Genomic DNA, 25,146 nt, shown 5'->3' with positions numbered 1-25,146 from the left:
GGCGCCGCCAGCGTCTCCCGCGCCCCAGGGGACGGGGGCCGGGCCGGCTATGGCAGGGGCTGCCTCAGCTGCGCGCGCGGCTGGTCTCGCGGTTGTTGGCCCGCTGGATCGCCCGGACCAGCTCGTCCTTGGTCATCGAGGACCGGCCGGGCACGTCCAGGCGCCGGGCGACGTCCATCAGGTGGGCCTTCGACGCGGTGGCGTCGACCCCGCCGGCGGTCGGCGCCCCGCTGCGAGCGGACGCTCCTTTGCGCGCCGCCTGGGCGTCCGACGGCCCCTTCTCGTCCTTCTGCTCCCAGTGGTCGCCGACCTTCTCGTGGGTGTGCTTGAGCGCCGAGAACGCGGTGCGGTGCGAGCGCTCGCCTTCGCCGTACTGCTCCACGGCGGAGTCGTGGGTCTTGCCCCAGGTCTCCTGTGCCTTGCGGCCGCTGCGGGCCACGGTCGAGGGCAGGTCCTTCTTCGCGGGCATCCTCATCACCTCGCCTGAAGCAGTGCCCCGACGTACGGCCGGCTAACGCGGCCCGGGAGGCGAGCGGTCAAGTCCTAGCGCTTGAACCGGGTCGGTCAAGGTGATGGCCCTGACGACTCACAGCAGCCCGATGGCGTCCAGCGCGAGGTAGACCAGGTCGACGTCGCTGCTGCGCCCGTCGCGGGCGACCGCCCGCAGCTCGGACAGCGTGACCAGGCGCGGCTCGCAGTACTCGTCGCCGCCCCACGACGTCGGCTCGGCGACGAAGGTGCAGCCGCGGGCGACGGCGACGGTACGCCGCCAGGTCGATGCACCGAACGCCCACGAGCCACCGACGACCTCGACCCGGCCCGCCCGGTAGCCGGTCTCCTCGAGCAGCTCGCGCGCCGCCGCCTCCTCGAGCCCCTCGCCGTCGTCGACGATGCCCCCGGGCAGCTCCCAGAGCACCTCGCCGGGCCCCGGGCGGAACTGGCGCACGAGCACGACCTTGACGTCGGCGTCGTCGGCGTCGTCGGCGTCAGTCAGGGCGAGGACCGCGACCGTCCGGAAGGGTGGGTCGTGGACGTCCCAGTCGGACACCGACCCGTCGGGCATCCGGTAGGTGCGCGTGACGACAGGCACCCAGCCGTCGGTCCGCGGCCGCTGGGACAGGAGCTCCCAGGGCTGCGCGACCCGTGGATCGGACGGTTCGGCGGTCACTCGCCTTCCGACGACCCGCTGTCGGGGCCGGGAGGCTCGTGCGAGCCACCGGCGAGCGTCGTCGGCGGCGCGCTCTCCCGCTCGTCAGGGCGAGGCGGCTGGCCCAGGCTCTCGAGCGGCTGCCCGAGCAGGCCGGCCAGGGTGGCCGCCGACAGCCGGCGGAACTTGCGCCGCGGGCGTCCACGCTCGAGCACCGCCACCTCGAGCTGGGTCGCGGTCAGGGACCGCTGCTCCCCCGTCGCCGGGTCGCGGCCCAGCAGCTCGACGGCGGTGGTCAGGGCCTCCTGCAACGGCATGCCGTCGCGGTAGCGCTCCTGCAGCGACGTGGTGATCGCCTCGCCGGAGCCACCCATGGCGACGAACCCGTGCTCGTCGGCCACGCTCCCGTCGTAGGTGAGCCGGTAGATCTGGTCGTCGTCAGCGGTCTCGCCGACCTCGGCGATGACGATCTCGACCTCGTAGGGCTTGGACTCGACGGTGAAGATCGTGCCGAGGGTCTGCGCGAACACGTTGGCCAGACCACGGCCCGTGACGTCCTGCCGGTCGTAGGAGTAGCCGCGCAGGTCGGCGTAGCGGACGCCGGCCATCCGCAGGTTCTCGAACTCGTTGTACTTGCCGACCGCGGCGAACGCGATGCGGTCGTAGATCTCCGAGACCTTGTGCAGCGCCCGCGAGAGGTTCTCGGCGACGAACAGGATGCCGCCGTCATAGGCGATGACGACCACGCTGCGGCCCCGCGCGATGCCCTTGCGGGCGTAGTCGGCGCGGTCCTTCATCACCTGCTCGGGCGAGACGTAGCCGAACGGCATGGTCACGAGGGCTGCTCCTGTGTCGTCGGGGCCACCCGTGCTCTCGGGGACGGCGGGCCGGCGGGTCGGTGGGTCATCGCAGCGGTGCCTGCGGTCCGCCGGGGCTCTCCATCCGCGCGGCAACGACCGAGTCGACGACGGCACCGACCTCGTCGTCGGAGAGGCGCCGGTAGCCGTCGGAGGTGACCGTGGACACGACCGGGAAGATGCGCCGCGTAAGGTCCGGGCCACCGGTGGCGGAGTCCTCGTCGGCAGCGTCGTAAAGCGACTGCACGGCGCACAGCGCGGCGTCGTCGGCCGAGAAGTCGTCACGCCACAGCTTCTTCAGCGCGCCGCGGGCGAACAGCGATCCGGACCCGACCGAGTGGAACTTCTGCTCCTCGTAGCGACCGCCCGTGACGTCGTACGAGAAGAGACGGCCCGCTAGCGCGAGGTCGGTCGCGTCGAGGTCGTAGCCGGCGAACAGCGGCACCACCGCCATGCCCTGCATCGCCATGCCGAGGTTGCCGCGGATCATCAGCGCGAGCCGGTTGGCCTTGCCCTCGAGCGAGAGCGTCGCGCCCTCGATCTTCTCGTAGTGCTCGAGCTCGACCTGGAAGAGCCGGACCATCTCGATGGCGATCCCGGCGGCGCCGGCGATGCCGACGCAGGAGTACTCGTCGGCGTGGAAGACCTTCTCGATGTCGCGCTGTGCGATGTAGTTGCCCATCGTCGCCCGGCGGTCGCCGGCCATGACGACGCCGCCGGGGAACGTGAGGGCGACGATCGTCGTTCCGTGCGGCGCCTCGGTCGTCAGGGCCGTGACCGGTGGGGTGCGCCGGCCCGGGAGGAGCTCCGGGGCGTGCTCGCCGAGGAATTCGGCGAAGGAGGCGGAGCCCGGCGTGAGGTATGCGGCGGGCAACCGTCCTGGGCCGGTGTGCTGCGTCACCAGTGCTCTCTCTCCTCGGTCGGACAACGGCGAGCCGGTCGGATCGACCCTACTGCCCGGCGGTCCGTCAGGACGCCGGACCGTGCCGGTCGATCGCCACCAGCGCGTCGAGGAACAGGACGTCTGCCGGGATGCGCTGGTGCACGGCCGCCAGGAGGCAACGGGTCGCCCGGACAAGGGTCTCTGCATCCTCGTCGAACTGGCCCAGCGCGGCGTATCAGCGGAAGCAGAGCATGCCTCGCACGGCGCCGGTCGCATGCTCGTGGTCGACGTGGACCGCGTCGTCAGCCCAGTCCGACAGCGGCTTGACCGTCGGACACGACCGACAGAACTTGTGACCTTCAGGCACGACGTTGGGACGTACCAGCGCGCCTTTGGACTCGCGGCCAACCCGGTAGCGATCATGGCCGCACTCGCGGCAGTACGACTGGCGCCCGTCCGGTCTACCTCGATGGACCGCGAACGCATCGACCCAGAGTGCTCGCTCACAGCTCCGGCACCACTTCATACCCTCCGGAACCTGCGGCAACGGCTCCAGCTTGTGGGGACGGTGCTCACAGGCCCAGGCCGCGGAGCACTCGCGACAGTAGGTCTGCAGCCCGTCGCGGGAGGCTGATCGCTTACTGAAGGCAGAGAGCGGGAGCTGACGCCAGCAACGTCAACAGGTCTTGCCTCCCCCGTCCCACATTCTCCACTAAATCACTGACCTCCTTTTTGAATGAAGCTCCGGACGAAATCCTCGGAATTCTCCTCGAGGACGTCATCGATGTCGTCCAGCATCGCGTCGATGTCCTGGTCGAGCTTGTCCTTGCGGTCGGCGACGTCGGACGCGGCCTCGGCCTCGACCTCGTCGACCTCCTCGCTGGTCTTGCTCGCTCGCTTCTGGCCGCCGGTGTCCTTGCTCGCCATCTTGCGTCCAGCTCCTTCGCCGGTGGTGATCCGCTCGGTCCCGACCTTAGTCGTCGGTCTGGACGGAAGTGCCGACTTAGGCGCTCGCTAACGACACGTTAGGCCGGCCTGGTCGAGCGTGGACGGCATGCAGCAGTGGACTTCCGACGACCGGGTCCAGGCGGCGCGCCGCCGTGACCGGGCGTCGCGGGCGGTCGCCGCCGTGGGCGTCGCGGCGACGACCGGGACGGTGGCAGCGACGCTCGGCCTGGCTGCCTTCCTCCTGGAGCCACCGGGTGCGAGCCCGGCCCCGGCCACCAGCGTCTCCCCCGCGGCTCCCGCGGTCGCGCCCGCGGACGACCCGACGTCCGCGACGATCCCGGAGGAGCAGGGCAGCCTCGCGCTCCAGAGCCCGGACCGGGCGCCGCGGGAGCGGACCACCAGGACCAAGCGCGCCGGCGTCCCGAGGACGAGCGGCTCATGACGGCCGTGACGACCTGGAACGACTGGTCCTGCACCGTCTCGCTCGCCGTGCCCGACGAGTCGCACCTGGCCACGGCCCGGCGCGTCGTCGCGGGCGAGATGGCCGCGATGGACGCCGCCGCCAGCCGCTTCCGCCCCGACTCCGAGCTGTCGGCCGTCAACCGCGCTCCTGGGCGGGCCCACCGGGTGTCGGCCCTGCTCGCCGGCGCGGTGCGGACCGCCCTCGACGCGGCGCGGCTCACCGACGGCCTGGTCGACCCGACGGTCCGAGGCGACCTGGTCGCTCTCGGCTACGACCGCGACATCGACGAGCTGCGGCGTACGTCGCGCCGGCCGGTCGGAGCCGGCGGGGGACGCGGCACCCGGCCGGGCACGCGCCCGGCCTGGCGCGACGTGCGGCTGGACGGCTGTCGGCTGACCGTGCCACGGGGCGTCTCGATCGACCTCGGAGCGACCGCCAAGGCACTCACCGCGGACCGGGCTGCGGCCGCCGTGCGGAGGGCGACCGGTGGCCCGGCGCTCGTCTCCGTCGGCGGCGACCTGGCCGCCGTGGGCGGGATCGGCTGGGACGTCCTCCTCGCCGAGACACCGGAGCAGGTCACGGCTGAGAGCCTCCGGACGTACGACGGCGGGCTCGCCACCTCGTCGACGCTGGCCCGCCGGTGGACCCTGGACGGGACCGAGCGGCACACCTCCTCGACCCACGCACCGGGCGTCGTCGCCCGGCTGGTCGCGGTCGCCCTGCCGGTGCTCCTCGGCACCTGGCTGGGCAGCACGGGAGCCCTGTGATGAGGCTCATCGCCGGGACCCGGCCGGACCGGCCGTTGACCCTCGCCGAGCACCTGGCCGTCCACGGTGCCCTGCCGAGGACCGGTCGCGGACTGGTCGACGAGGTCGAGACCAGCGGGCTCACCGGGCGCGGCGGCGCCGGCTATCCCCTCGCCGGCAAGATGCGCACCGTCCAGAGCCAGTCCCGGCTCCGGGGCCGGCCGGTGGTCGTGGTGAACGCCGCCGAGAGCGAGCCGGCCGCGGTCAAGGACGCCAGCCTGGTGACCAGGGCGCCGCACCTCGTGCTCGACGGCGCGGCGGCCTGCGCCCGGGCCGTGGGCGCCCGCGAGGTCGTCGTCTGGGTGCACCGTGGCGGCCAGGGGGCCGAGCAAGCCGTCGAGACCGCTGCGTTCGAGCGGCTGTCGGTCGGGCTGGACACCGTCCGGGTCGAGGTCGTGGCCGGCCCGGACCGCTACGTCTCCGGGGAGGCGTCGGCGATCGTCCGGCACCTGTCGGGTGGCCCGGCCATGCCGAGCGCGACGGCGTACCGCACCGCCGAACGCGGCGTGCGGGGGCGGCCCACGCTGCTCGCCAACGCGGAGACCTTCGCGCACGCGGGACTGGTCGCCAGGCACGGGGCGGCCTGGTTCCGCTCCGTCGGCCCGCCGGACGAGCCGGGGACGATGCTGGCGACGGTGCGCGGTGGCGTGGTGCGGCCGGGTGTGGTCGAGGTACCGCTCGGGGCGCCCCTCGTCGAGGCGCTCGAGGCCTGCGGCGGCCTCCGCACGCCGGTGGCCGCCCTGCTCGTCGGGGGGTACGGCGGCAGCTGGCTCTCCTGGGACGCCGCCCGCACCGCGACACTGGCCCGGGCCTCGTTGGCGGCCCGCGGTGCCGACCTCGGCACCGGGCTCCTGCTGGCGCTGCCGGCCGACCGGTGCGCGCTCGCGGAGGCCGAGCGGCTGGTCGGCTGGCTGGCCGCGGAGTCGGCCGGGCAGTGCGGCCCGTGCCTGAACGGGCTGCCCGCCATGGCGGCCGACCTCACGGCCATGGTGACCGGTGACGGGTCGGCGCTGTCGCGGCTGGACCGGCGGGCCTCGCTGGTCGCCGGCCGGGGAGCCTGCCACCACCCCGACGGCGCCGTCCGGCTGGTGCGGTCGACGCTGGACGTGTTCCGGGCGCACGTGGAGCAGCACCTGCGCGCCGGGCGGTGCCGGGACCTGGACTGCTCGCCGGTCGCGCCGTTGCCGGCGCACACGGCGGTCGCCGGAGCGGAGTCGTGGCGATGAGCGCGAGACTGGTGGTCGACTGGGCCCGGTGCCAGGCCCGCGGCCTGTGCGCGGAGCTGCTGCCCGAGGCGGTCACGCTCGACGAGTGGGGCTACCCGGTGGTCGACGACCTGCCGTCCGGCCAGGTCCGGCGGGCCGCCCAGGCCCGGGACGCCTGCCCGGCGGTCGCCCTGCGGCTCACCCGCGGACGCTGACCCGGTCCAGCCACGGGTGGCCGGGGTCGGTGAGGGCGAGCGTCTCGAGGAACCACCGGCGGTCCGGCTCGTCCAGCCTCGGCCAGCAGTCGTCGAGATCGCCCACGTCCTTCACCCGCGCGTGCTTCGCCTTGAACAGCAGCCCCACCTGCGGCGCCTGGTAGGGCAGGCCGTCAGGGCCGGTCCGCACCACCTCGGTGAGCGGCAGGCGGACCCGGTGGTCCTTCTTGTAGACCCAGTCGGGGCCGTCCACCGGGGAGAGGAGCAGGTCCATCAGCCAGGGCGAGAAGGCGTCCCGGCGGACCCACATCTGGTCGAGCCCCTCCGGCAGCGGCTCGCCCGGATAGACCGGTCGAAGTCCCGGATAGGTCTGCCACAGGTGGAACCCGGTCAGCGCCTCCCGGACGGCGTCGGCCTGATCGCGGCGGACCGCGACGTCGATGTCGTCGTGGTGGCGGCGCGGGCGCGCGGGGTCGGCCTCGAGGGACCATCCCCCGACGACCCACCAGGTCACCCCGGTGCCCTCGAAGAGCCGGGCCACCGCTGCCGGGCGCAACGGCGTCGACGGGCCGAACCAGCGCGGGAAGTCCCACTCGCTGACGTCCGGGTGCACCGTGGGCAGCCGCGGGAGCTGCTCCCCGTCGTCAGCCACCCGTGATGGCCCGCACCAAGTCGTCAGCGGTCGCGCTGCGGTCGAGCAGGTCGCCGACGTGCTCCTTCGTGCCGCGCAGCGGCTCCAGGGTCGGCACCCGCTGCAGCGAGTCGCGCCCCGGCAGGTCGAAGATGACGGAGTCCCAGGACGCGGCGGCCACCTCGTCGGGGTACTTGGCGAGGCACCGGCCGCGGAAGTACGCCCGAGTGTCCGTCGGCGGCTCGGTGATCGCCCGGTCGATCTCCTCGTCGGAGACCACCCGGGTGAACCGGCCGTTGGCCGACAGCTTGTTGAACAGCCCCTTCTCGGGGCGGACGTCGGAGTACTGGAGGTCGATGGCCTCGAGCCGCGAAGAGCTCCAGTCGAGCCCGTCGCGGGCCCGGTAGCCCTCGAGGATCGCCATCTTGGCCACCCAGTCCAGCTCGTGGGCCAGCGACATGGGGTCGGTCTCGAGCCGGGTGAGCACCGACTCCCAGCGGTCCAGGACGTCGGTGGTGACCGGGTCGGCGTCGGAGCCGTAGCGGTCCTCGACGTACTTGCGGGCCTGCTCGGCGTACTCCATCTGAAGCTGCACGGCCGTCAGGGTGCGGCCGGTGCGCAGCGTGACGAGGTGGCGCAGCGACGGGTCGTGCGAGACCGCGTGCAGCGTGGTCACCGGCCGGTCCACGGTGAGGTCGACCGAGAGGAAGCCGTCCTCGATCATCGCGAGGACCAACGACGTGGTGCCGAGCTTGAGGTAGGCCGAGACCTCCGCGAGGTTGGCGTCGCCGATGATGACGTGCAGCCGGCGGTACTTCTCGGCCACCGCGTGCGGCTCGTCGCGGGTGTTGATGATCGGCCGCTTCAGCGTCGTCTCGAGGCCGACCTCGACCTCGAAGTAGTCGGCGCGCTGCGAGATCTGGAAGCCGTGCCCGCGGCCGTCCTGGCCGATGCCCACCCGGCCCGACCCGCAGACGACCTGCCGCGAGACGAAGAACGGCGTCAGGTGCTTCACGATGTCGGCGAAGGGCGTCTCTCGCCGCATCAGGTAGTTCTCGTGGGTGCCGTAGGACGCACCCTTGTTGTCGGTGTTGTTCTTGTAGAGGTTGATCGGCGGCGTGTTGGGGATCTGCGCCGCGCGCCGGCTGGCCTCGGCCATGATCCGCTCTCCGGCCCGGTCCCAGATGAGCGCGTCGCGCGGGTTGGTCGTCTCGGGAGAGCTGTACTCCGGGTGCGCGTGGTCGACGTAGAAGCGCGCGCCGTTGGTCAGGATGATGTTGGCCAGGCCGACGTCCTCGTCGGTCAGCTGCGACGCGTCGGCCGCCTCCCGCGCCAGGTCGAAGCCGCGCGCGTCGCGCAGCGGGCTCTCCTCCTCGAAGTCCCAGCGGGTGCGGCGGTTGCGACCGGAGGGTGGCTGCTGGGCGTAGGCGTTGACGACCTGGCTGGAGATCAGCATCGCGTTGGCACCGGGGTTGCCGGGCACGATGATCCCGTACTCGGTCTCGGTGCCCATGACGCGCCAGACGCTCATGTCGCAGAGCCTACGCGCGAGGGTGGCAGGATCGGCCGACGTGACGGCGGACGGCGAGGAGCAGCTGGCGGTCGTCGACCGCGACGGGCGGGTCGTCGGGTCGGCTCGGCGCTCGGTCGTGCGACGGGACAACCTGCCCCACGCGGTCGTCGCGGTCATGCTGCGGGACTCCGCCGGGCGGGTCTACGTGCACCGGCGGACGGACACCAAGGACGTCTTCCCCGGTCTGCACGACTGCTTCGCCGCCGGCGGGGTGCAGGCCGGCGAGGAGCCCGCCGACGCCGCCGCACGGGAGGTCGCCGAGGAGCTCGGTGCCCACGACGTGGTCCTCGAGGCCGTCGCGACGGGGTGGTACGAGGACGGGTCGACGCGGCACGTCTGGCACAGCTACCTGGCGACGTACGACGGCGAGGTCGTCCACCAGGCCGAGGAGGTGGCCTGGGGCACCTGGATGACCCTCGCCGAGCTGCAGGCGCGTCTGTCCGACCCGACCTGGCCGTTCGTGCCGGACGGCCGCGAGCTGGTCGAGGCCCTGCTCGCGTCCGGCCGTCTGGTCTGACGGGTCCGGGACCTACAGGTACTGGCCGGTGTTGGCGACGGTGTCGATCGACCGGCCGGCCTCGGTGCCCTGCTTGCCCTGGATCAGCGTGCGGATGTAGACGATGCGCTCGCCCTTCTTGCCGGAGATGCGCGCCCAGTCGTCCGGGTTCGTCGTGTTGGGCAGGTCCTCGTTCTCCTTGAACTCGTCGACGCAGGCGGCGAGCAGGTGGGAGATCCGCAGGCCCTTCTGGCCCAGCTCGAGGAAGTCCTTGATGGCCATCTTCTTGGCCCGGTCGACGATGTTCTGGATCATCGCGCCGGAGTTGAAGTCCTTGAAGTAGAGGACCTCCTTGTCACCGTTGGCGTAGGTGACCTCGAGGAAGCGGTTCTCCTCGAGCTCGGAGTACATCCGCTCGACCGTGCGCTGGATCATCGCCGACACGGTGGCCTCGCGGTTGTTGCCGTTCTCGCGCAGGTCCTCCTCGTGCAGCGGCAGCTCGGCCTTGATGTACTTCGAGAAGATGTCGCGCGCCGACTCGGCGTCGGGGCGCTCGATCTTGATCTTCACGTCGAGGCGGCCGGGTCGCAGGATGGCCGGGTCGATCATGTCCTCACGGTTGGACGCACCGATGACGAGGACGTTCTCGAGCCCCTCGACGCCGTCGATCTCCGACAGCAGCTGCGGCACGATCGTGTTCTCGACGTCGGAGGAGACGCCGGACCCGCGGGTGCGGAACAGCGAGTCCATCTCGTCGAAGAAGACGATGACCGGCGTGCCTTCGGATGCTTTCTCACGAGCTCGCGAGAAGACCAGCCGGATGTGCCGCTCGGTCTCGCCGACGTACTTGTTGAGCAGCTCGGGGCCTTTGATGTTCAGGAAGAAGGAGCGGCCCTCGGGCTTGCCGGTCACCTCGGCGACCTTCTTGGCCAGCGAGTTGGCGACCGCCTTGGCGATCAGCGTCTTGCCGCAGCCGGGCGGGCCGTAGAGCAGCACGCCCTTCGGCGGGCGCAGCTGGTGCTCGGTGAACAGGTCGGGGTGCAGGTAGGGCAGCTCGACGGCGTCGCGGATCTGCTCGATCTGGGCGGCCAGGCCGCCGATCAGCGTGTAGTCGATGTCGGGGACCTCTTCGAGGACGAGCTCCTCGACCTCGGACTTGGGCACCCGCTCGTAGACGTAGCCCGACCGCGGCTCGAGCAGCAGCGACTCCCCCACCCGCAGGTGCTCGCCGTCGAGCAGCGGCTCGGCGAGACGGACGACCTTCTCGTCGTCGGTGTGGCCGACCACCAGGGCGCGCTCGCCGTCAGCGAGCACCTCCTTGAGCATGACGACCTCGCCGACACGCTCGAACGCGAGCGCTGCGACGACGTTCATCGCCTCGTTGAGCATGACCTCCTGGCCGCGGACCATGCCCTCGAGCTCGACGCCGGGGCTGACGGCGACGCGCAGCTTTCGGCCGCCGGTGAAGATGTCGACCGTGTCGTCGTCGTTGTGCTGCAGGAAGACGCCGAAGCCGGCGGGCGGCTGAGCCAGCCGGTCGACCTCCTCCTTCAGCGTCACGATCTGGTCGCGCGCCTCCTTGAGGGTGCTCACCAGCCGCTCGTTCTGCGTCGTCACCGCCGCGAGGTTGGTCTGCAGGTCGGTGACCCGCTCCTCCAGGGCGCGCAGGTGGCGCGGCGAGTCGGTGAGCCTGCGGCGCAGGGCCTCGACCTCGTCCTGGAGGGCCTGCAGCTGGGCATCGGCGGCACCGACGGCACCGCCGTCGGCCCGGGACGAGCGGCGCTTGCCGTCGTCGGTCGGTCGGTCCGTTGCGGACACGGCGTCACCTCCCCTTCGGGGCACTCCCGGTCCACTGACTGGCGGGAGCCGTTCGCTGACCAACCTACCTTCGGCAGGTCCGGAGCGGACCTGCACCTGGGCGTGTCCCCCGATCAATATCCGACCGGCTCCCGGAGCCGGCTCAGCCCGACTCGACCGCGTTCTCCCCGTACGCCCCCTTCGCCGGTCTCCGGCGCCGCAGCGGCGGGGCGACGCCCTCGGCCAGCCGGCGGGTCGTGAGGAGGAACCCGGTGTGGCCGACCATCCGGTGCTCGGGCCGCACGGCCAGCCCCTCGAGGTGCCATCCGCGCACCAGGGACTCCCAGGCACTGGGCTCGGTGAAGGTGCCGTGCTCGCGCATCGCCTCGGCGGTGCGGGAGAGCTGCGTGGCCGTCGCGACGTAGCAGATCAGCACGCCGCCGGGGACCAGGGCGCCCGACACCGCGTCCAGGCAGTCCCAGGGCGCCAGCATGTCGAGGACCACCCGGTCCACGTCGCGCTCGTCGAGGGTCGTGGCCAGGTCACCGACGGTGAGCCGCCAGGCCGGGTGCGGGCCGCCGAAGAAGGACTCGACGTTGTCGCGGGCGATGTCGGCGAAGTCCTGTCGTCGTTCGTACGACGACACGCGACCGTGGTCGCCGACCCCGCGGAGCAGCGACATGGTCAGGGCACCGGACCCGACGCCTGCCTCGACGACGTGCGCGCCCGGGAAGATGTCGGCCATGTGCACGACCTGGCCGGCGTCCTTGGGGTAGACGACGGCCGCACCGCGCGGCATCGACAGCACGTAGTCGGCGAGCAGCGGCCGAAGCGCGAGGTAGCTGACCCCGCCGGAGGTCGTGACGGTCGTGCCTTCGGGGCCGCCGATCAGCGCGTCGTGCGCGATCGAGCCCTTGTGCGTGAAGAAGTCCTTGCCTGCCGTCAGCGTGATGGTGTGCATCCGCCCCTTGGGGTCGGTGAGCTGGACGCGGTCGCCCACGGCGAGCGGTCCGCGGCGGCGCGCGGCACCGGTGGGCAGGTCGGCGTCGGGCACGGGCCGGAAGTCTAGGTGCGTCTAGCTGCTCTGCCGGGCGGCGGGGCCGGCGGTGAGTGCCCGCTCGACGTCGGAGGTGGCCAGCACGCCGTAGATGTCGCCGTTGGCCTCGACGACGAGGTACTCGCTGGCCGGCTGGGCGGTCAGCGCGTGGACCAGCTCCTCGCCCTCGAGGTCGGCCACCACCTGGTGGCCCGTCTCGAGTCGCCGCGACAGGTCGCCCACGGGGACCCAGGGCCGGCGGTCGACGGGCGTCGCCCGGACCGCGGACTCCACGACCAGGCCGACCGGGTCGCCGCCGCTCGACACCACCACCATCCCGCGAGCCCCTGCCTCGTGGGCCTGCCGCAGCGCCTCGGACAGCGGGAGGCTCGCCGGCACCGGGATCGCCCGGCGGGTCAGCCGGCGCGCGCTGAGCGCGGGGAGCCGCTGCTGCAGCCCCGCCTGCTGCAGCGACTGGGTGGCGCCGACCCAGATGAACGCACCGAGCAGCGCGCCCCAGACCACGTCGACCAGGTCGAGGCGCCCCCCGGTGCGGGCGGAGAGGGCGAACGGCAGCATCAGGACGACGACGGCGACACCCCGCCCGAGCCAGGCCGCGACCACGGTGCCGAGGTGTCGGCGGCCGGTGATGCGCCACACCCCGGCGGAGAGCACCCGGCCGCCGTCCAGGGGCAGGCCGGGCAGCAGGTTGAAGACGCCGACCACCAGGTTGCTGACCATGAGCCCGCGGGCGAGCAGTCGGGCCACCGTGCCCGGCTCGAGGAGCTCGCCCACGCCGAACGCCACCGCGGCGATCGCCAGGGAGACGGCCGGGCCGGCGGCCGCGATGCCGGCCTCGCGGCCGGCCGTGTTGGCCGGCCGCTCGATCTCGGACACCCCGCCGAGCAGGTGCAGGCTGATCCGCCGGACCGGCAGGCCGGCCTGCAGGGCGACGACGGTGTGGCTGAGCTCGTGGACCAGGACGGAGAGGTAGAGGAGGAGCGCGAAGGCCAGCGAGACGGCGTACCGCCAGTCGCCGATCCCCGGCACGGTGCGCTCCACGGTGGGCGCGAAGCCGTACGTGATCAGGGCGGCCACCAGGAACCAGGTGGGGGTGACATCGACCGGCACGCCGAACGGCCGGGCGATGACGATGCGGCCGTCATTCACACCGGCCAGCCTACGGTGGCACCCTGCGGCTCACCGGTGTGGACAGCCGGGTTGTGTCCGCCCCTGCGCCTAGGGTTCGGCACATGACCGCAGAGGTGCTGGACGGGACCGAGGTGCGGGCGCCGGCGTCGCTGTCCCCGTCGCGGGCGGCCGACTTCCTCACCTGTCCCCTGCTCTACCGCTTCCGGGTGATCGACCGGCTGCCCGAGCGGCCCAGCCCGGCCGCGACCCGGGGCACCGTGGTGCACTCGGTGCTGGAGCGGCTCTTCGACCTCCCGGCCGTCGAGCGGACCCCCCAACACGCCCACGACCTGGTGGTCCCCGAGTGGGAGCGGCTGCTCGAGGCCGAGCCCGAGCTCGCCGAGCTCTTCCCGCTCGCTCCGGCAGCCGACGCAGACCCTGCTGACGCCGACGCCGGGTCACGCCGGCTCGACGAGGACGCCTGGCTGCAGTCCGCCCGCGACCTGCTCGACGCCTACTTCGAGCTCGAGGACCCCACGCGCCTCGAGCCCGCCGAGCGCGAGCTCTTCGTCGAGCACGACCTCGGGTCCGGCCTGCGGCTGCGCGGCTACGTGGACCGGCTCGACGTCGCCCCGACCGGTGCCCTGCGGGTCGTCGACTACAAGACCGGCCGAGCGCCTCGCGAGGGGTTCGAGGCCAAGGCGATGTTCCAGATGCGGTTCTACGCACTGGTGCTGTGGCGCCTGCGCGGCGAGGTGCCCCGGCTGCTGCAGCTGCTCTACCTCGGCAGCGGCGAGGTGCTGCGCTACGAACCCGACGAGGCCGACCTGCGGGCCACCGAGCGCAAGCTCGAGGCGATCTGGGCGGCCATCTCCCGGGCCACCGAGCGGGGGGACTGGCGCCCCAACCCGACCCGTCTCTGCGACTGGTGCGACCACCAACAGCTCTGTCCGGCGTTCGGCGGCACGCCGCCGGACCTGCCGGCGCTGGAGGTGCTGCCGGTGCCGGCCGTGCCCGACGTGCCGGCCGTCCCCACCACAGGGGTGCTCGCCGACTCGGAGCGCCCCTCACCGCACACGCCGGGCGACGAGATCTGACCTCTGGCGCTCGGTCCCGTTGTGCGGACAACGGTTGGGTGCGGCTCAGGGTCACCCTGAGATGTGCCGGAGACCACGCGGAACGGACCCTGAAAAGGCTGGTTGTGCCGGCCCTGCCTGTCTACGTTGATCGTGTTCCCAGCCAAGGAGACTTCGTGACCAGCACGCCCCAGCCTGCCCCGCCGAACGCCTCGGCCCAGGCCACCGCCCCAGCAGCCGCCCGTGCCGTGGACCTCACCAAGGTCTACGGCCAGGGCGACACGCGGGTCGTCGCCCTGGACTCCGTGTCCTGCAGCTTCGAGGGCGGCCACTTCACCGCGATCATGGGGCCGTCCGGCTCCGGCAAGTCGACGCTGATGCACTGCATGGCCGGCCTCGACACCGCCACGTCGGGCTCGGCCTTCATCGGTGACGTCGACCTGTCCACCCTCGACGACAAGCGGCTGACCCGGCTGCGCCGCGACAGCCTCGGCTTCATCTTCCAGGCCTACAACCTGGTGCCGACGCTGAACGCGATCGAGAACATCACGCTGCCCATGGACATCGCCGGCCGCAAGCCGGACAAGGAGTGGCTCGACAACGTCATCTCCACCGTCGGGCTGGGCGACCGGCTCAGCCACCGCCCGAGCGAGCTCTCCGGTGGCCAGCAGCAGCGCGTGGCCGTCGCCCGGGCGCTGGCGTCGCGGCCCGAGGTCGTCTTCGCCGACGAGCCGACCGGCAACCTCGACTCCCGGTCCGGCGCCGAGGTCCTGATGTTCCTGCAGCGCTCGGTGCGCGACATGGGGCAGACGATCGTGATCGTGACCCACGACCCGGCGGCCGCTGCCTACGCGGACCGGGTGATCTTCCTGGCCGACGGCCGGATCGTGGACGAGATGCTCCAGCCGACGGCCGAGGCCGTGCTCGACCGGATGAAGCACTTCGACGTCCCGGCGCAGCGAGGCAACTGACGTGTTCCGAGTCACCCTCAAGAGCCTGCTCGCGCGCAAGCTCCGACTGCTGCTGACCGCCTCGGCGGTCGTGCTCGGCGTCGCGTTCGTGGCAGGGACGCTGATCCTCGGCGACACGATGAACAAGACGTTCGACAACCTTTTCGCGACCGCCTACTCCGGCACCGACGTCGGTGTGCGCGGCAAGTCGGCCTTCGACGTCAACGTCGCCGACGGCGGAGACAGCACGCAGTCCCGCGCGCCAGTCCCGGCCTCGGTCGTCGAAGCGGTGCGCGGCGTCGACGGGGTCAGGACGGCGCTCGGCGACACCAGCGGCTTCGCGCAGATCGTGACGCCGTCGGGCAAGGTCGTCGAGACCTCCGGTGCGCCGACCCTCGGTGGCACCTGGCTCGGCACGACACCGCTCAACCCCTACGTGCTGCAGGACGGTGCCGCACCGGCCGGGCCCGGTGAGGTCCTCATCGACGAGACCACCGCCGCGGACCACGACCTCGCGGTCGGGGACCGGATCCAGGTCCTGACGCAGAGCGGCCCTCTCGACGAGACCATCAGCGGTCTGGTCAGCTTCGGTGAGAGCGGCAGCCTGGCCGGCGCCACCGTCACCCTGTTCGACCCGCAGACCGCGCAGGTCGAATTGGGTGATCCCGACACCTACACCGAGGTCCTCGCCCTGGGCGACGGCAAGGTCGACGACGCCAGCCTGCGCGACCGGGTGTCGGAGGTGCTGCCGCCGCGGACCGAGGCGCTGACCGGTCAGCAGCTCGCCGACGCCGACTCCGGTGACATCAAGAGCGGACTCAGCTTCTTCAGCACCTTCCTGCTCGTCTTCGCGGTCATCGCGGTGTTCGTCGGTGCGTTCATCATCTTCAACACCTTCAGCATGCTGGTGGCCCAGCGCAGCCGGGAGCTGGCGCTCCTCCGGGCTCTGGGGGCCAGCCGGCGCCAGGTCAACCGTGCGGTCATCCTCGAGGCCGGGGTCGTCGGCGTCATCGGGTCGACGATCGGGCTCGGGCTCGGCGTCCTGCTCTCGCTCGGGCTCCAGCAGCTGATCGGCCTCTTCCTGGGCGACCTGCCGACGGACGGCCTGGTGTTCCAGAGCAGCACCGTGGTCTGGGCCTACCTCACCGGGGTCGTCGTGACCGTCGTGTCGGCGGTCGCGCCGGCGCGCCGGGCGACGCACATCCCGCCCGTCGCGGCGCTGCGAGACGACGTCGCCCTGCCGGAGTCGTCGCTGCGCCGGCGCGCCCTCGTGGGCACGACGATGCTGGCTGCCGGCATCGCCGCGATGGCTGCCGGTCTGATGGGCGACGCCGGGATCCTCTGGGTCGGACTCGGGGCCCTCGGCATCTTCCTCGGCGCGGCCATGCTCAGCCCGTTCCTCAGCCGGCCGGTGGTCGGCGGGGTCGGCAGCCTGCTGCCGCGGGTGTGGGGGTCCATCGGCCGGCTCGCCCGCGAGAACGCCCGGCGCAACCCGCGCCGGACCGCCGCCACGGCGTCCGCGCTGATGATCGGCCTTGCCCTGGTGTCCGCCGGCGGCGTACTCGGCGCGTCGATCGTCAAGAGCGCCAACGGCATCATCGACCGCAGCGTCGGTGCCGACTTCATCGTGACCGCGAGCAACTTCATGCCGATCCCCGGCGACGTGGCGGAGGAGGTCCGCAACGTCGACGGCGTCGACGCCGTCACGTCCTTCCGGTCAGGCCAGGCGCAGGTCGGCAAGAGCGTCGTCTCGCTGCAGGGCGTCACGGCCGACACCGTCGACCGGACGTTGAAGCTCGAGGTCGTCACCGGTGACGTCGGTTCGCTGGCCGACGAGGACACGATGCTCGTCGACAAGGACGTCGCCAAGGACAAAGGGTGGAAGGCCGGCGACCGGGTGCCGGTCACCTTCGGCAAGACCGGTGACACCCAGCTCACGGTCGGCGGCACCTACGACCAGAACCAGATCGCGGGCAACTACCTGATCGGGCTCGACACCTACGACGCCAACTACTCCCAGCGGCTGGACGAGGTGGTGGCCATGACCATCAAGCCCGACGCGGACCCGGAGGCGGTGCGGTCCGAGCTGCAGGCCACGGCGGACTCGTCGAACCTGGAGATCCGGGACCAGAGCGAGTTCAAGGACGAGCAGCGCAAGCAGATCAACCAGCTGCTCGGCTTCATCTACGTGCTGCTGGCCCTGGCCGTGCTGATCGCTGCGCTCGGCATCGTCAACACGCTGGCGCTGTCGGTGATCGAGCGGACTCGTGAGATCGGGCTGCTGCGAGCCGTCGGCATGGGTCGCCGGCAGGTGCGCCGGATGGTGCGGCTCGAGTCGGTCGTCATCGCCGTGTTCGGCACACTGCTCGGTCTGGTTCTCGGCGTCGCCCTCGGGTCGGCGCTGGTCACCGCGCTCAGCGGCGAGGGCATCGACCAGCTGGTCGTGCCGTACGGCCAGCTGGTGATCTACCTGGTGGTCGGGGCGCTGATCGGCGTGCTGGCCGCGGTCTGGCCGGCACGGCGGGCGTCCCGGCTGGACATCCTGGGCGCCATCACCACGGAGTGAAGCTCGCGCTGACGGGCTTCCCGCGAGTGCGGGAAGCCCGTCAGCGGTGCCGGGAGCGTCAGCTGGTGGAGGAGATCGCCTCCACGAGCTCCCCGGTCTTGCTCTCGTCGATGTTCCGCGCGACGTCGGCCTGGGACACGATCCCGACCAGGCGGTCACCGTCGATCACCGGCAACCGTCGCACCTTGTGCTTCGACATGGTGCGCAGGGCCTCGTCGACCGAGTCGTCGGCGCCGATCGTGACCGGCTTGCCCTGGGCGAACGTCGACACGGGCTGGGTCAGGTCGATCTGCTCGGCAACGGCCTTCACCGCGATGTCGCGGTCGGAGATCATCCCCTTGAGCCGGTCGTCGGTGCCGCAGATGGGCAGCGCGCCGACGTCGAGGTCGCGCATCTTGCGTGCCGCGTCGACCAGGGAGTCGGTCTCGGTCACGCACTCCGCGCCCTTGGTCATGATCTCGCGAGCGGTCGTCATTGCTGATGCTCCTCTCGTCGTCATGAATCTCTCTGACCTGGTCCGCGTGCCCGGCCCTGCCGTCCTCACACCTGATCGGTGCACAGGCCCCGCTGTCGGTTCACACCAGCCCCACCTGCACCGCACTGCACGACGGCGGTCGATCGGGCTCAGACCCGCGCGAGGCGGTCCAGGTCGAGCTCGGCGAGCGAGGGCACCTGCAGGTGGGAGAGGTCCTCCGGCACCGGGGACAGGCTCGGGACCACGATCGTGCGGCAGCCCGCCGACCGGGCGGAGGCGGCGCCGGCGGCTGAGTCCTCGAGCGCGACGCAGTCGTCCGGGCGGACGCCCAGCAGCTCCGCTGCCAGCAGGTAGGGGTCCGGGTGCGGCTTGGTGCGCTCGACGTCGTCCCCGGACACCGTGGTCGCGAAGTGGTGCCGTCCGACGGCGTCCAGCACCGCGTCGACGACGGGCCGCAGCGACGACGACACCAGGGCGCACGGGACGCCGGCCGCGGCGGCGGAGGTCAGCAGCGCCTCGGCGCCGGGACGCCAGGCGACCGGCCCGGTGCTGAGGTGGCGCACCATGCCGTCGACCAGCGCCTGCGCCACCCGGTCCACGCTGACGTCGGGCCGGTCGACCAGGGAGAGCATGTAGCCCGCGGCCTTCTCGATCGGCCCGCCGAAGAGGGCGAGCTGGTGCTCCTCGTCCCACGGGCCGCCCAGCTCGGCCATCACCTCGGCCTCGACGACGTACCACGTGCCCTCGGTGTCGACCAGCAGGCCGTCCATGTCGCAGAGCAGCGCCGCCGGGAGCCCGCCCGCCTGGGGGCCGCCGGTCACTTGGCGTTGAAGTAGGTCGCCTCGGGGTGGTGCAGCACCAGCGCGTCGGTCGACTGCTCGGGGTGCAGCTGGAACTCCTCGGAGAGCTTGACGCCGATCCGCTCCGGCTCGAGCAGGTCCACCAGCTTGGCCCTGTCCTCGAGGTCCGGGCACGCACCGTAGCCGAAGGAGAAGCGGGCCCCGCGGTAGCGCAGATCGAAGTAGTCCTCGGCCCGGTCCGGGTCCTCGCCGGAGAAGCCGAGCTCGGCCCGCATGCGCTTGTGCCAGTACTCCGCGAGGGCCTCGGTCAGCTGCACCGAGAGGCCGTGCAGCTCGAGGTAGTCGCGGTAGGCGTTCTGCCCGAACAGCTCCGAGGTCACCTCGGCGATCCGCGACCCGACCGTCACCAGCTGCAGGCCGAGCACGTCGACCTCGCCCGACTCGCGGGGCCGGAAGAAGTCGGCCAGGCAGAGGTGCCGGCCGTGCCGCTGCCGCGGGAAGGTGAACCGGTAGCGCTCGGGGGCGTCGATCGACGGCTCGGTGAGCAGCACCAGGTCGTCGCCCTCGCTGACCACGGGGAAGTAGCCATAGACCACCGCCGCCTCGAGCATGCGGTCGGCGTGCAGGCGCTCCAGCCACATCCGCAGGCGCGGGCGGCCCTCCGTCTCGACCAGCTCGTCGTACGTCGGCCCGTCACCGCGGGACGACTTCAGGCCCCACTGGCCCATGAAGGTGGCCCGCTCGTCCAGCAGCGCGGCGTACTCGGCGGTCTGGATGCCCTTGACCACCCGGGTGCCCCAGAACGGGGCGGCCGGCACGGGGTTGTCGGTCGCGACGTCGGACCGCGCCGGCATCTCGTCGGGCGCCGTCAGGTCGGGGCGACCGGTTGTGCGCACCCGGCGCTGGCGCAGCGCGGGGAGCTCGGCGCCGGGGACGCCGCGCTTGACGGCGACGAGCGCGTCCATCAGCCGGAGTCCCTCGAACGCGTCACGCGCGTAGCGGACCTCGCCCTCGTAGACGTCGGCGAGGTCCTGCTCGACGTAGGGCCGGGTGAGCGCCGCCCCGCCGAGGATGACCGGCCAGCGGGCTGCGAGCCCTCGGGAGTTCATCTCCTCGAGGTTCTCCTTCATGATGACCGTCGACTTCACGAGCAGGCCGGACATGCCGATGACGTCGGCCCGGTGCTCGTTGGCCGCCTCGAGGATCGCGGAGACCGGCTGCTTGATGCCGATGTTGACGACGTTGAACCCGTTGTTGGACAGGATGATGTCGACGAGGTTCTTGCCGATGTCGTGCACGTCGCCCTTGACCGTGGCGAGCACGATGGTGCCCTTGCCGTCCTCGTCGGTCTTCTCCATGTGCGGCTCGAGCCAGGCCACGGAGGTCTTCATCACCTCGGCGGACTGCAGGACGAACGGCAGCTGCATCTCGCCCTTGCCGAAGAGCTCGCCCACCACCTTCATGCCCTCGAGCAGGTGGTCGTTGACGACGTCGAGCGCCGACTTGCCGGAGTCGAGCGCGGACTGCAGATCGGCCTCGAGACCGTTGCGCTCGCCGTCGATGATCCGACGGGCCAGCCGCTCCCCCAGCGGCAGTGCGGCGAGCTCCTCGGCGCGGGACGCCCGGACGCTGGCGGTGTCGACGCCCTCGAAGATCTCGAGGAACCGCTGGAGCGGGTCGTAGCCCTCGCGCCGGCGGTCGTAGACCAGGTCGAGGGCGACCTCGCGGGCCTCCTCGTCGATCTTGGTCATCGGCAGGATCTTGGCCGCGTGCACGATGGCGGAGTCCAGCCCGGCCTTGACGCACTCGTGCAGGAACACCGAGTTGAGCACGACGCGGGCGGCCGGGTTGACGCCGAACGAGACGTTGGAGACGCCGAGGGTCGTCTGCACCGACGGGTAGGCCTTCTTGAGCCGGCGGATCGCCTCGATCGTCTCGAGCGCGTCGCGGCGGGTCTCCTCCTGGCCGGTCGTGATGGGGAAGGTCAAGGTGTCGACGACGATGTCGTCGACGTGCATCCGCCAGGTGCCGGTGAGGTCCTCGATCAGCCTGGAGGCGACCTGCACCTTCCAGTCCGCGGTGCGGGCCTGGCCCTCCTCGTCGATGCACAGCGCCACGACAGCGGCGCCGTGCTCCTTGACGATCGGCATGACGCGGGCGAAGCGCGACCCCGGCCCGTCGCCGTCCTCGTAGTTGACCGAGTTGATGACCGACCGGCCGCCCAGCAGCTCGAGCCCGGCCTCCACGACGGCCGGCTCGGTGGAGTCGAGCACGATCGGCAGGGTCGACGCCGTGGCGAAGCGCCCGGCGACCGCCTTCATGTCCGCGACGCCGTCACGCCCCACGTAGTCGACGCACACGTCGAGCAGGTGGGCGCCGTCGCGGGTCTGGTCGCGCGCGATCTCGATGCAGTCGTCCCACCGCTCGTCGAGCATCGCCCGGCGGAACGCGAGCGACCCGTTGGCATTGGTGCGCTCGCCGATCGAGAGGTACGAGGTGTCCTGCCGGAACGGCACGTGCTGGTAGAGCGACGCGACCCCCGGCTCCGGACGCGGCCGCCGGGTCGTGAGGCCGCGGCCGCCCACCCGCTCGACGACCTGGCGGAGGTGCTCGGGCGTGGTGCCGCAGCAGCCTCCGACGAGGGCGAGCCCGAAGTCGCGGGTGAAGTGGTCGTGCGCGTCGGCCAGCTCCTGGGGCGTGAGGGGGTAGCTTGCACCGTCCTTGCCGAGCACCGGCAGGCCGGCGTTGGGCATGCAGGTGACCGGGATGCGGGCGTGCCGGGAGAGGTGACGCAGGTGCTCGCCCATCTCGGTGGGCCCGGTCGCGCAGTTGAGGCCGATGGCGTCCACACCGAGCGGCTCGAGCGCGGTCAGCGCGGCGCCGATCTCGCTGCCGAGAAGCATCGTGCCGGTGGTCTCGACCGTGACCTGGCAGAACAGCGGGGCGTCCGAGCCGGCCGCGGTGAGCGCCCGCCGGGCGCCTATCACGGCGGCCTTGGCCTGCAGCAGGTCCTGGGCGGTCTCGACGAGGACGGCGTGCACCCCGCCGGCGAGCATGCCGCGCACCTGGGCCTGGTAGGCGTCGCGGAGCGTGGCGAACGCGACGTGGCCGAGGGTCGGCAGCTTGGTGCCCGGCCCGACCGAGCCGATCACCCAGCGCGGCTCGCCGTCGGTGCTGCGCTGGTCGGCGACCTCGCGGGCGATGCGGGCGCCGGCCTCGGCGAGCTCCTCGATCCGGCTCTCGATGCCGTACTCCGCGAGGTTGCCCAGGTTGGCGCCGAACGTGTTGGTCTCGACCGCGTCGACGCCGACGTCGAAGTAGGCCTCGTGGACCGACCGGACGATGTCGGGGCGGGTCACGTTCAGGACCTCGTTGCAGCCCTCGTGACCTTCGAAGTCGTCCAGCGACGGGTCCCTGGCCTGCAGCATCGTCCCCATGGCGCCGTCGGCGACCACGACCCTCTCGGCGAGGGCTCGACGGAGAGCGGCGGCCGAGTTCGACACGCCTGCGGAGGAAGACATCGCGGGCGAGTCTACGGGCGACCGGACGACGTACGCTGACAACGACCGGCAGGTGAACCCGCAGTCCCGCACGAGGAGAGGTCGCGCACGGTGATCGAGCTCGACGGCTACCCGGAGCTGGTCGACCCGTTGCTCATCGCGGCCTTCGAGGGATGGAACGACGCGGGTGACGCCGCCACCTCGGCCGTCGAGCACCTCGAGGAGGTCTGGGGGGCCGAGGCGCTCACCGAGATGGACTCCGAGGACTACTACGACTACCAGGTCAACCGGCCGACGGTCGCGATGGCCGACGAGGGCCGCCGCCAGGTCACCTGGCCGACGACCCGGGTGTCCTACGCCCGGCTGCCGGACCTCCGGCGCGACGTCGTCCTGATCCGGGGCATCGAGCCCAACATGCGGTGGAAGCAGTTCACCGGCGAGATCCTCGGCGTGTGCCACGAGCTCGGCGTCGAGATGGTCGTCACCCTGGGCGCCCTGCTCGCCGACTCGCCGCACACCCGCCCGGTGCCGGTGACCGGGACCTCGTCGGACGAAGGGGTCGCCCGGTCGCTGCACCTTGAGCCGTCGCGCTACGAGGGTCCGACCGGCATCGTCGGCGTCGTGCAGGACGCCTGCACCCGGGCCGGCGTGCCCGCGCTGTCGATCTGGGCTGCGGTCCCCCACTACGTCGCCCAGCCGCCGTGCCCCAAGGCCACCCTCGCCCTGCTGCGGCACATCGAGGACCTGCTCGACGTGCCGATCCCCCTCGGCGAGCTGCCCGACGACGCGCGGGCGTGGGAGCGCGGCGTCGACGACCTGGCCGCCGAGGACTCCGAGGTCGCCGACTACGTCCGCTCGCTCGAGGAGGCCAAGGACCTCACCGACGCGCCGGAGGCGTCCGGCGACGCGATCGCCCGCGAGTTCGAGCGCTACCTGCGCCGCCGCGGTGACGACCCGCGGTAGGCCCGCCACCGCTGGCCTGACCCGTCGCCGGGTTGACGAACGACCTGTACGCAACTTGTATGATCGCCAGTGTGACAGGACAGCGGGCTGCGGCGGTCGCGGCCGACCTCCGGGAGCGGATCGCGCTCGGTGACGTCGACCCGTCCGGGGCGCTCGAGAGCGAGGCCGCGCTCGGCCTGCGCCTCGGTGTCAGCCGGGTGACCGTCCGGCGGGCGCTGGAGCTGCTGCGCTCCGAGGGCCTGGTGGAGAGCCGGCGCGGCGCGGGCTGGTTCGTCGCGGGGGCCGCGGTCCACCAGCCGCTGGCCCTGGGGACCTTCCGGCACGCCGGCTCGGCGGTGGCCGACGCCGGCCTGCGGGCCAGCCGCCGGGTGGTCGAGTTCGGGTTCCGGCCGTCCCCCGACCGGGTGGCCGCCAGCCTCCAGCTGCACGAGGGCGGCGACGTCCTGCACGTCCGGTCGGTGCGCAGCGTAGACGGCGTGCCGCTGGACGTCGCGCACGAGTGGGTCCCCGACGCCTTCGGGGCCGGGGTCAGCCGGTCCGACGCCCAGGACCCCGGCACCTGGGCCACCCTGCAGGGCCACGGGGTGCGCATCGACCGGGTCCGCCAGACCGTCACCGCCGCCCTGGCGACCGACGAGGACGCCGACCTGCTGGGCGTCGCCCCCGGCAGCGCGCTGCTGCTGGTGCGACGGGTCGCGCACGACGGCTCCGGAGCAGCCGTGGCGCTGGCCGACCACCGCTACCTCGCGTCGCGGTTCAGCCTCGAGGTGGAGTTCGCCGGCTGGTCCACGGCAGGTGCCGGCGAGCCGCCCGGCCTGCGCGACTCGGCGACCGACGTCCGTACGTCGCCAGCGACCCCGCCCGCGGCACGAAGAGCCGTACCAACTGTGACCCCGACTGCGACCGTGACGATGACCGAGGAGACCTCGTGAGACTGCTGGTGACCGGAGGGGCCGGGTTCATCGGCTCCAACTTCGTCCTGCGGACGTCGCAGACCCGGCCGGACTGGCAGGTGCGGGTGCTCGACGCGCTGACCTACGCCGGCAACGCGGCCAACATCGCCGACGTGGCGGACCGGGTCGAGCTGGTCGAAGGCAGCGTCGCCGATGCGTCCCTCGTCGAGCGGCTGGTGCGTGACGCCGACGCCGTCGTGCACTTCGCGGCCGAGTCCCACAACGACAACTCGCTGGACGACCCCTGGCCGTTCCTCGAAGCCAACGTCATCGGCACCTACCAGCTGCTGCAGGCGGTTCGGCACCATGGCGTGCGGCTGCACCACGTCTCGACCGACGAGGTCTACGGCGACCTCGAGCTCGACGACCCGGGCCGGTTCACCGAGCAGACGCCGTACAACCCTTCGAGCCCCTACTCGGCGACGAAGGCCTCGGCGGACCTGCTGGTGCGCGCGTGGGTGCGGTCCTTCGGCGTCGAGGCCACCATCTCCAACTGCTCGAACAACTACGGGCCCTACCAGCACGTGGAGAAGTTCATCCCGCGCCAGATCACCAACGTGCTGATGGGCATCAAGCCCAAGCTCTACGGCCAGGGCACCAACGTCCGCGACTGGATCCACGTCGACGACCACAACTCCGCCGTCCACGCGATCCTGGAGCGCGGCCGCAGCGGCG

Annotated in this window: 23 protein-coding genes and 1 pseudogene; 11 read left to right on the top strand and 13 right to left on the bottom strand. The window is 72.1% G+C overall.

Annotation, left to right across the window (positions count from 1 at the left end):
* Nucleotides 1–64: 64 nt before the first annotated feature.
* The 5 genes from VK640_00655 to VK640_00635 all read right to left on the bottom strand — a co-directional run bounded on the left by VK640_00655 (nucleotide 65) and on the right by VK640_00635 (nucleotide 3,814).
* Nucleotides 65–469, bottom strand: coding sequence for a ChaB family protein (locus tag VK640_00655; GenBank protein ID HTE71698.1), 405 nt, complete (start codon nucleotides 467–469; stop codon nucleotides 65–67).
* A gap of 117 nt (nucleotides 470–586) precedes the next feature.
* Nucleotides 587–1,168, bottom strand: coding sequence for an NUDIX hydrolase (locus VK640_00650; GenBank protein ID HTE71697.1), 582 nt, complete (start codon nucleotides 1,166–1,168; stop codon nucleotides 587–589).
* Nucleotides 1,165–1,983, bottom strand: coding sequence for a proteasome subunit alpha (gene prcA, locus VK640_00645; protein ID HTE71696.1), 819 nt, complete (start codon nucleotides 1,981–1,983; stop codon nucleotides 1,165–1,167). Before prcA ends, VK640_00650 begins: the two co-directional genes overlap by 4 nt.
* Nucleotides 1,984–2,050: 67 nt before the next feature.
* Nucleotides 2,051–2,905: a proteasome subunit beta gene (gene prcB, locus VK640_00640; GenBank protein ID HTE71695.1), complete on the bottom strand. Its 855-nt coding sequence runs from the start codon at nucleotides 2,903–2,905 to the stop codon at nucleotides 2,051–2,053.
* 699 nt (nucleotides 2,906–3,604) lie between these two features.
* A complete protein-coding gene (locus VK640_00635; protein ID HTE71694.1) occupies nucleotides 3,605–3,814 on the bottom strand; it encodes a ubiquitin-like protein Pup in 210 nt (69 codons plus the stop codon).
* 127 nt (nucleotides 3,815–3,941) lie between these two features.
* On the opposite strand from VK640_00635, the gene VK640_00630 reads away from it, so the two are divergent.
* Genes VK640_00630 through VK640_00615 form a run of 4 tightly spaced genes read left to right on the top strand, consistent with a single transcriptional unit; the run spans nucleotide 3,942 to nucleotide 6,524 of the window.
* Complete coding sequence (locus tag VK640_00630) at nucleotides 3,942–4,277, top strand: hypothetical protein (protein HTE71693.1); 336 nt, start codon at nucleotides 3,942–3,944, stop codon at nucleotides 4,275–4,277.
* Complete coding sequence (locus VK640_00625; protein ID HTE71692.1) at nucleotides 4,274–5,065, top strand: FAD:protein FMN transferase; 792 nt, start codon at nucleotides 4,274–4,276, stop codon at nucleotides 5,063–5,065. The genes VK640_00630 and VK640_00625 overlap by 4 nt, the downstream gene beginning before the upstream one ends.
* Entirely contained in the window at nucleotides 5,065–6,330 is a 1,266-nt protein-coding gene (locus tag VK640_00620; protein HTE71691.1) for an NADH-ubiquinone oxidoreductase-F iron-sulfur binding region domain-containing protein, read from the top strand. Before VK640_00625 ends, VK640_00620 begins: the two co-directional genes overlap by 1 nt.
* Nucleotides 6,327–6,524: a ferredoxin gene (locus tag VK640_00615; protein ID HTE71690.1), complete on the top strand. Its 198-nt coding sequence runs from the start codon at nucleotides 6,327–6,329 to the stop codon at nucleotides 6,522–6,524. The genes VK640_00620 and VK640_00615 overlap by 4 nt, the downstream gene beginning before the upstream one ends.
* On the opposite strand, the gene VK640_00610 is transcribed toward VK640_00615, so the two are convergent.
* Complete coding sequence (locus VK640_00610; protein ID HTE71689.1) at nucleotides 6,508–7,176, bottom strand: amino acid transporter; 669 nt, start codon at nucleotides 7,174–7,176, stop codon at nucleotides 6,508–6,510. The two genes, VK640_00615 and VK640_00610, sit on opposite strands and share 17 nt — an antisense overlap.
* Nucleotides 7,169–8,686, bottom strand: a complete 1,518-nt coding sequence (gene dop, locus VK640_00605) for a depupylase/deamidase Dop (GenBank protein ID HTE71688.1) — start codon at nucleotides 8,684–8,686, stop codon at nucleotides 7,169–7,171. The genes VK640_00610 and dop overlap by 8 nt, the downstream gene beginning before the upstream one ends.
* Before the next feature lie 40 nt (nucleotides 8,687–8,726).
* On the opposite strand from dop, the gene VK640_00600 reads away from it, so the two are divergent.
* A complete protein-coding gene (locus VK640_00600) occupies nucleotides 8,727–9,245 on the top strand; it encodes an NUDIX domain-containing protein (GenBank protein ID HTE71687.1) in 519 nt (172 codons plus the stop codon).
* Between the two features lie 12 nt (nucleotides 9,246–9,257).
* On the opposite strand, the gene arc is transcribed toward VK640_00600, so the two are convergent.
* The 3 genes from arc to VK640_00585 form a co-directional block, all read right to left on the bottom strand.
* On the bottom strand, nucleotides 9,258–10,955 hold the full coding sequence (gene arc / locus VK640_00595) for a proteasome ATPase (GenBank protein ID HTE71686.1): 1,698 nt from the start codon (nucleotides 10,953–10,955) through the stop codon (nucleotides 9,258–9,260).
* Between the two features lie 229 nt (nucleotides 10,956–11,184).
* Entirely contained in the window at nucleotides 11,185–12,075 is an 891-nt protein-coding gene (locus VK640_00590) for a tRNA (adenine-N1)-methyltransferase (GenBank protein HTE71685.1), read from the bottom strand.
* 21 nt (nucleotides 12,076–12,096) lie between these two features.
* Nucleotides 12,097–13,227, bottom strand: a complete 1,131-nt coding sequence (locus tag VK640_00585) for a site-2 protease family protein (protein HTE71684.1) — start codon at nucleotides 13,225–13,227, stop codon at nucleotides 12,097–12,099.
* An 83-nt stretch (nucleotides 13,228–13,310) separates the two neighbouring features.
* On the opposite strand from VK640_00585, the gene VK640_00580 reads away from it, so the two are divergent.
* The 3 genes from VK640_00580 to VK640_00570 all read left to right on the top strand — a co-directional run bounded on the left by VK640_00580 (nucleotide 13,311) and on the right by VK640_00570 (nucleotide 17,780).
* Complete coding sequence (locus tag VK640_00580; protein ID HTE71683.1) at nucleotides 13,311–14,285, top strand: PD-(D/E)XK nuclease family protein; 975 nt, start codon at nucleotides 13,311–13,313, stop codon at nucleotides 14,283–14,285.
* 155 nt (nucleotides 14,286–14,440) lie between these two features.
* A complete protein-coding gene (locus VK640_00575; protein ID HTE71682.1) occupies nucleotides 14,441–15,235 on the top strand; it encodes an ABC transporter ATP-binding protein in 795 nt (264 codons plus the stop codon).
* A gap of 1 nt (nucleotide 15,236) precedes the next feature.
* A complete protein-coding gene (locus VK640_00570; protein ID HTE71681.1) occupies nucleotides 15,237–17,780 on the top strand; it encodes an FtsX-like permease family protein in 2,544 nt (847 codons plus the stop codon).
* A gap of 58 nt (nucleotides 17,781–17,838) precedes the next feature.
* On the opposite strand, the gene VK640_00565 is transcribed toward VK640_00570, so the two are convergent.
* From VK640_00565 to metH, 3 genes are all read right to left on the bottom strand, one after another.
* The gene (locus VK640_00565; protein HTE71680.1) at nucleotides 17,839–18,255 is read right to left on the bottom strand and encodes a CBS domain-containing protein; all 417 of its coding nucleotides are present in this window, start codon (nucleotides 18,253–18,255) and stop codon (nucleotides 17,839–17,841) included.
* A gap of 149 nt (nucleotides 18,256–18,404) precedes the next feature.
* On the bottom strand, nucleotides 18,405–19,076 hold the full coding sequence (locus VK640_00560; GenBank protein HTE71679.1) for an HAD family phosphatase: 672 nt from the start codon (nucleotides 19,074–19,076) through the stop codon (nucleotides 18,405–18,407).
* Complete coding sequence (gene metH, locus VK640_00555; protein HTE71678.1) at nucleotides 19,073–22,576, bottom strand: methionine synthase; 3,504 nt, start codon at nucleotides 22,574–22,576, stop codon at nucleotides 19,073–19,075. The genes VK640_00560 and metH overlap by 4 nt, the downstream gene beginning before the upstream one ends.
* A 90-nt stretch (nucleotides 22,577–22,666) precedes the next feature.
* On the opposite strand from metH, the pseudogene VK640_00550 reads away from it, so the two are divergent.
* The 3 genes and pseudogenes from VK640_00550 to VK640_00540 all read left to right on the top strand — a co-directional run.
* Nucleotides 22,667–23,500: pseudogene (locus VK640_00550) on the top strand (PAC2 family protein).
* An 89-nt stretch (nucleotides 23,501–23,589) separates the two neighbouring features.
* On the top strand, nucleotides 23,590–24,450 hold the full coding sequence (locus VK640_00545) for a GntR family transcriptional regulator (protein HTE71677.1): 861 nt from the start codon (nucleotides 23,590–23,592) through the stop codon (nucleotides 24,448–24,450).
* Nucleotides 24,447–25,146, top strand: a 700-nt coding sequence (locus VK640_00540; GenBank protein ID HTE71676.1) for an NAD-dependent epimerase/dehydratase family protein, incomplete at its 3' end; no start/stop codon positions are given. The genes VK640_00545 and VK640_00540, both read left to right, overlap by 4 nt.

The organism is Actinomycetes bacterium, from assembly GCA_035489715.1.
Lineage (GTDB): Bacteria > Actinomycetota > Actinomycetes > JACCUZ01 > JACCUZ01 > DATHAP01.
Note: the sequence above shows the minus strand (reverse complement) of the source record. Positions and strands in the feature narration are given on the sequence as shown.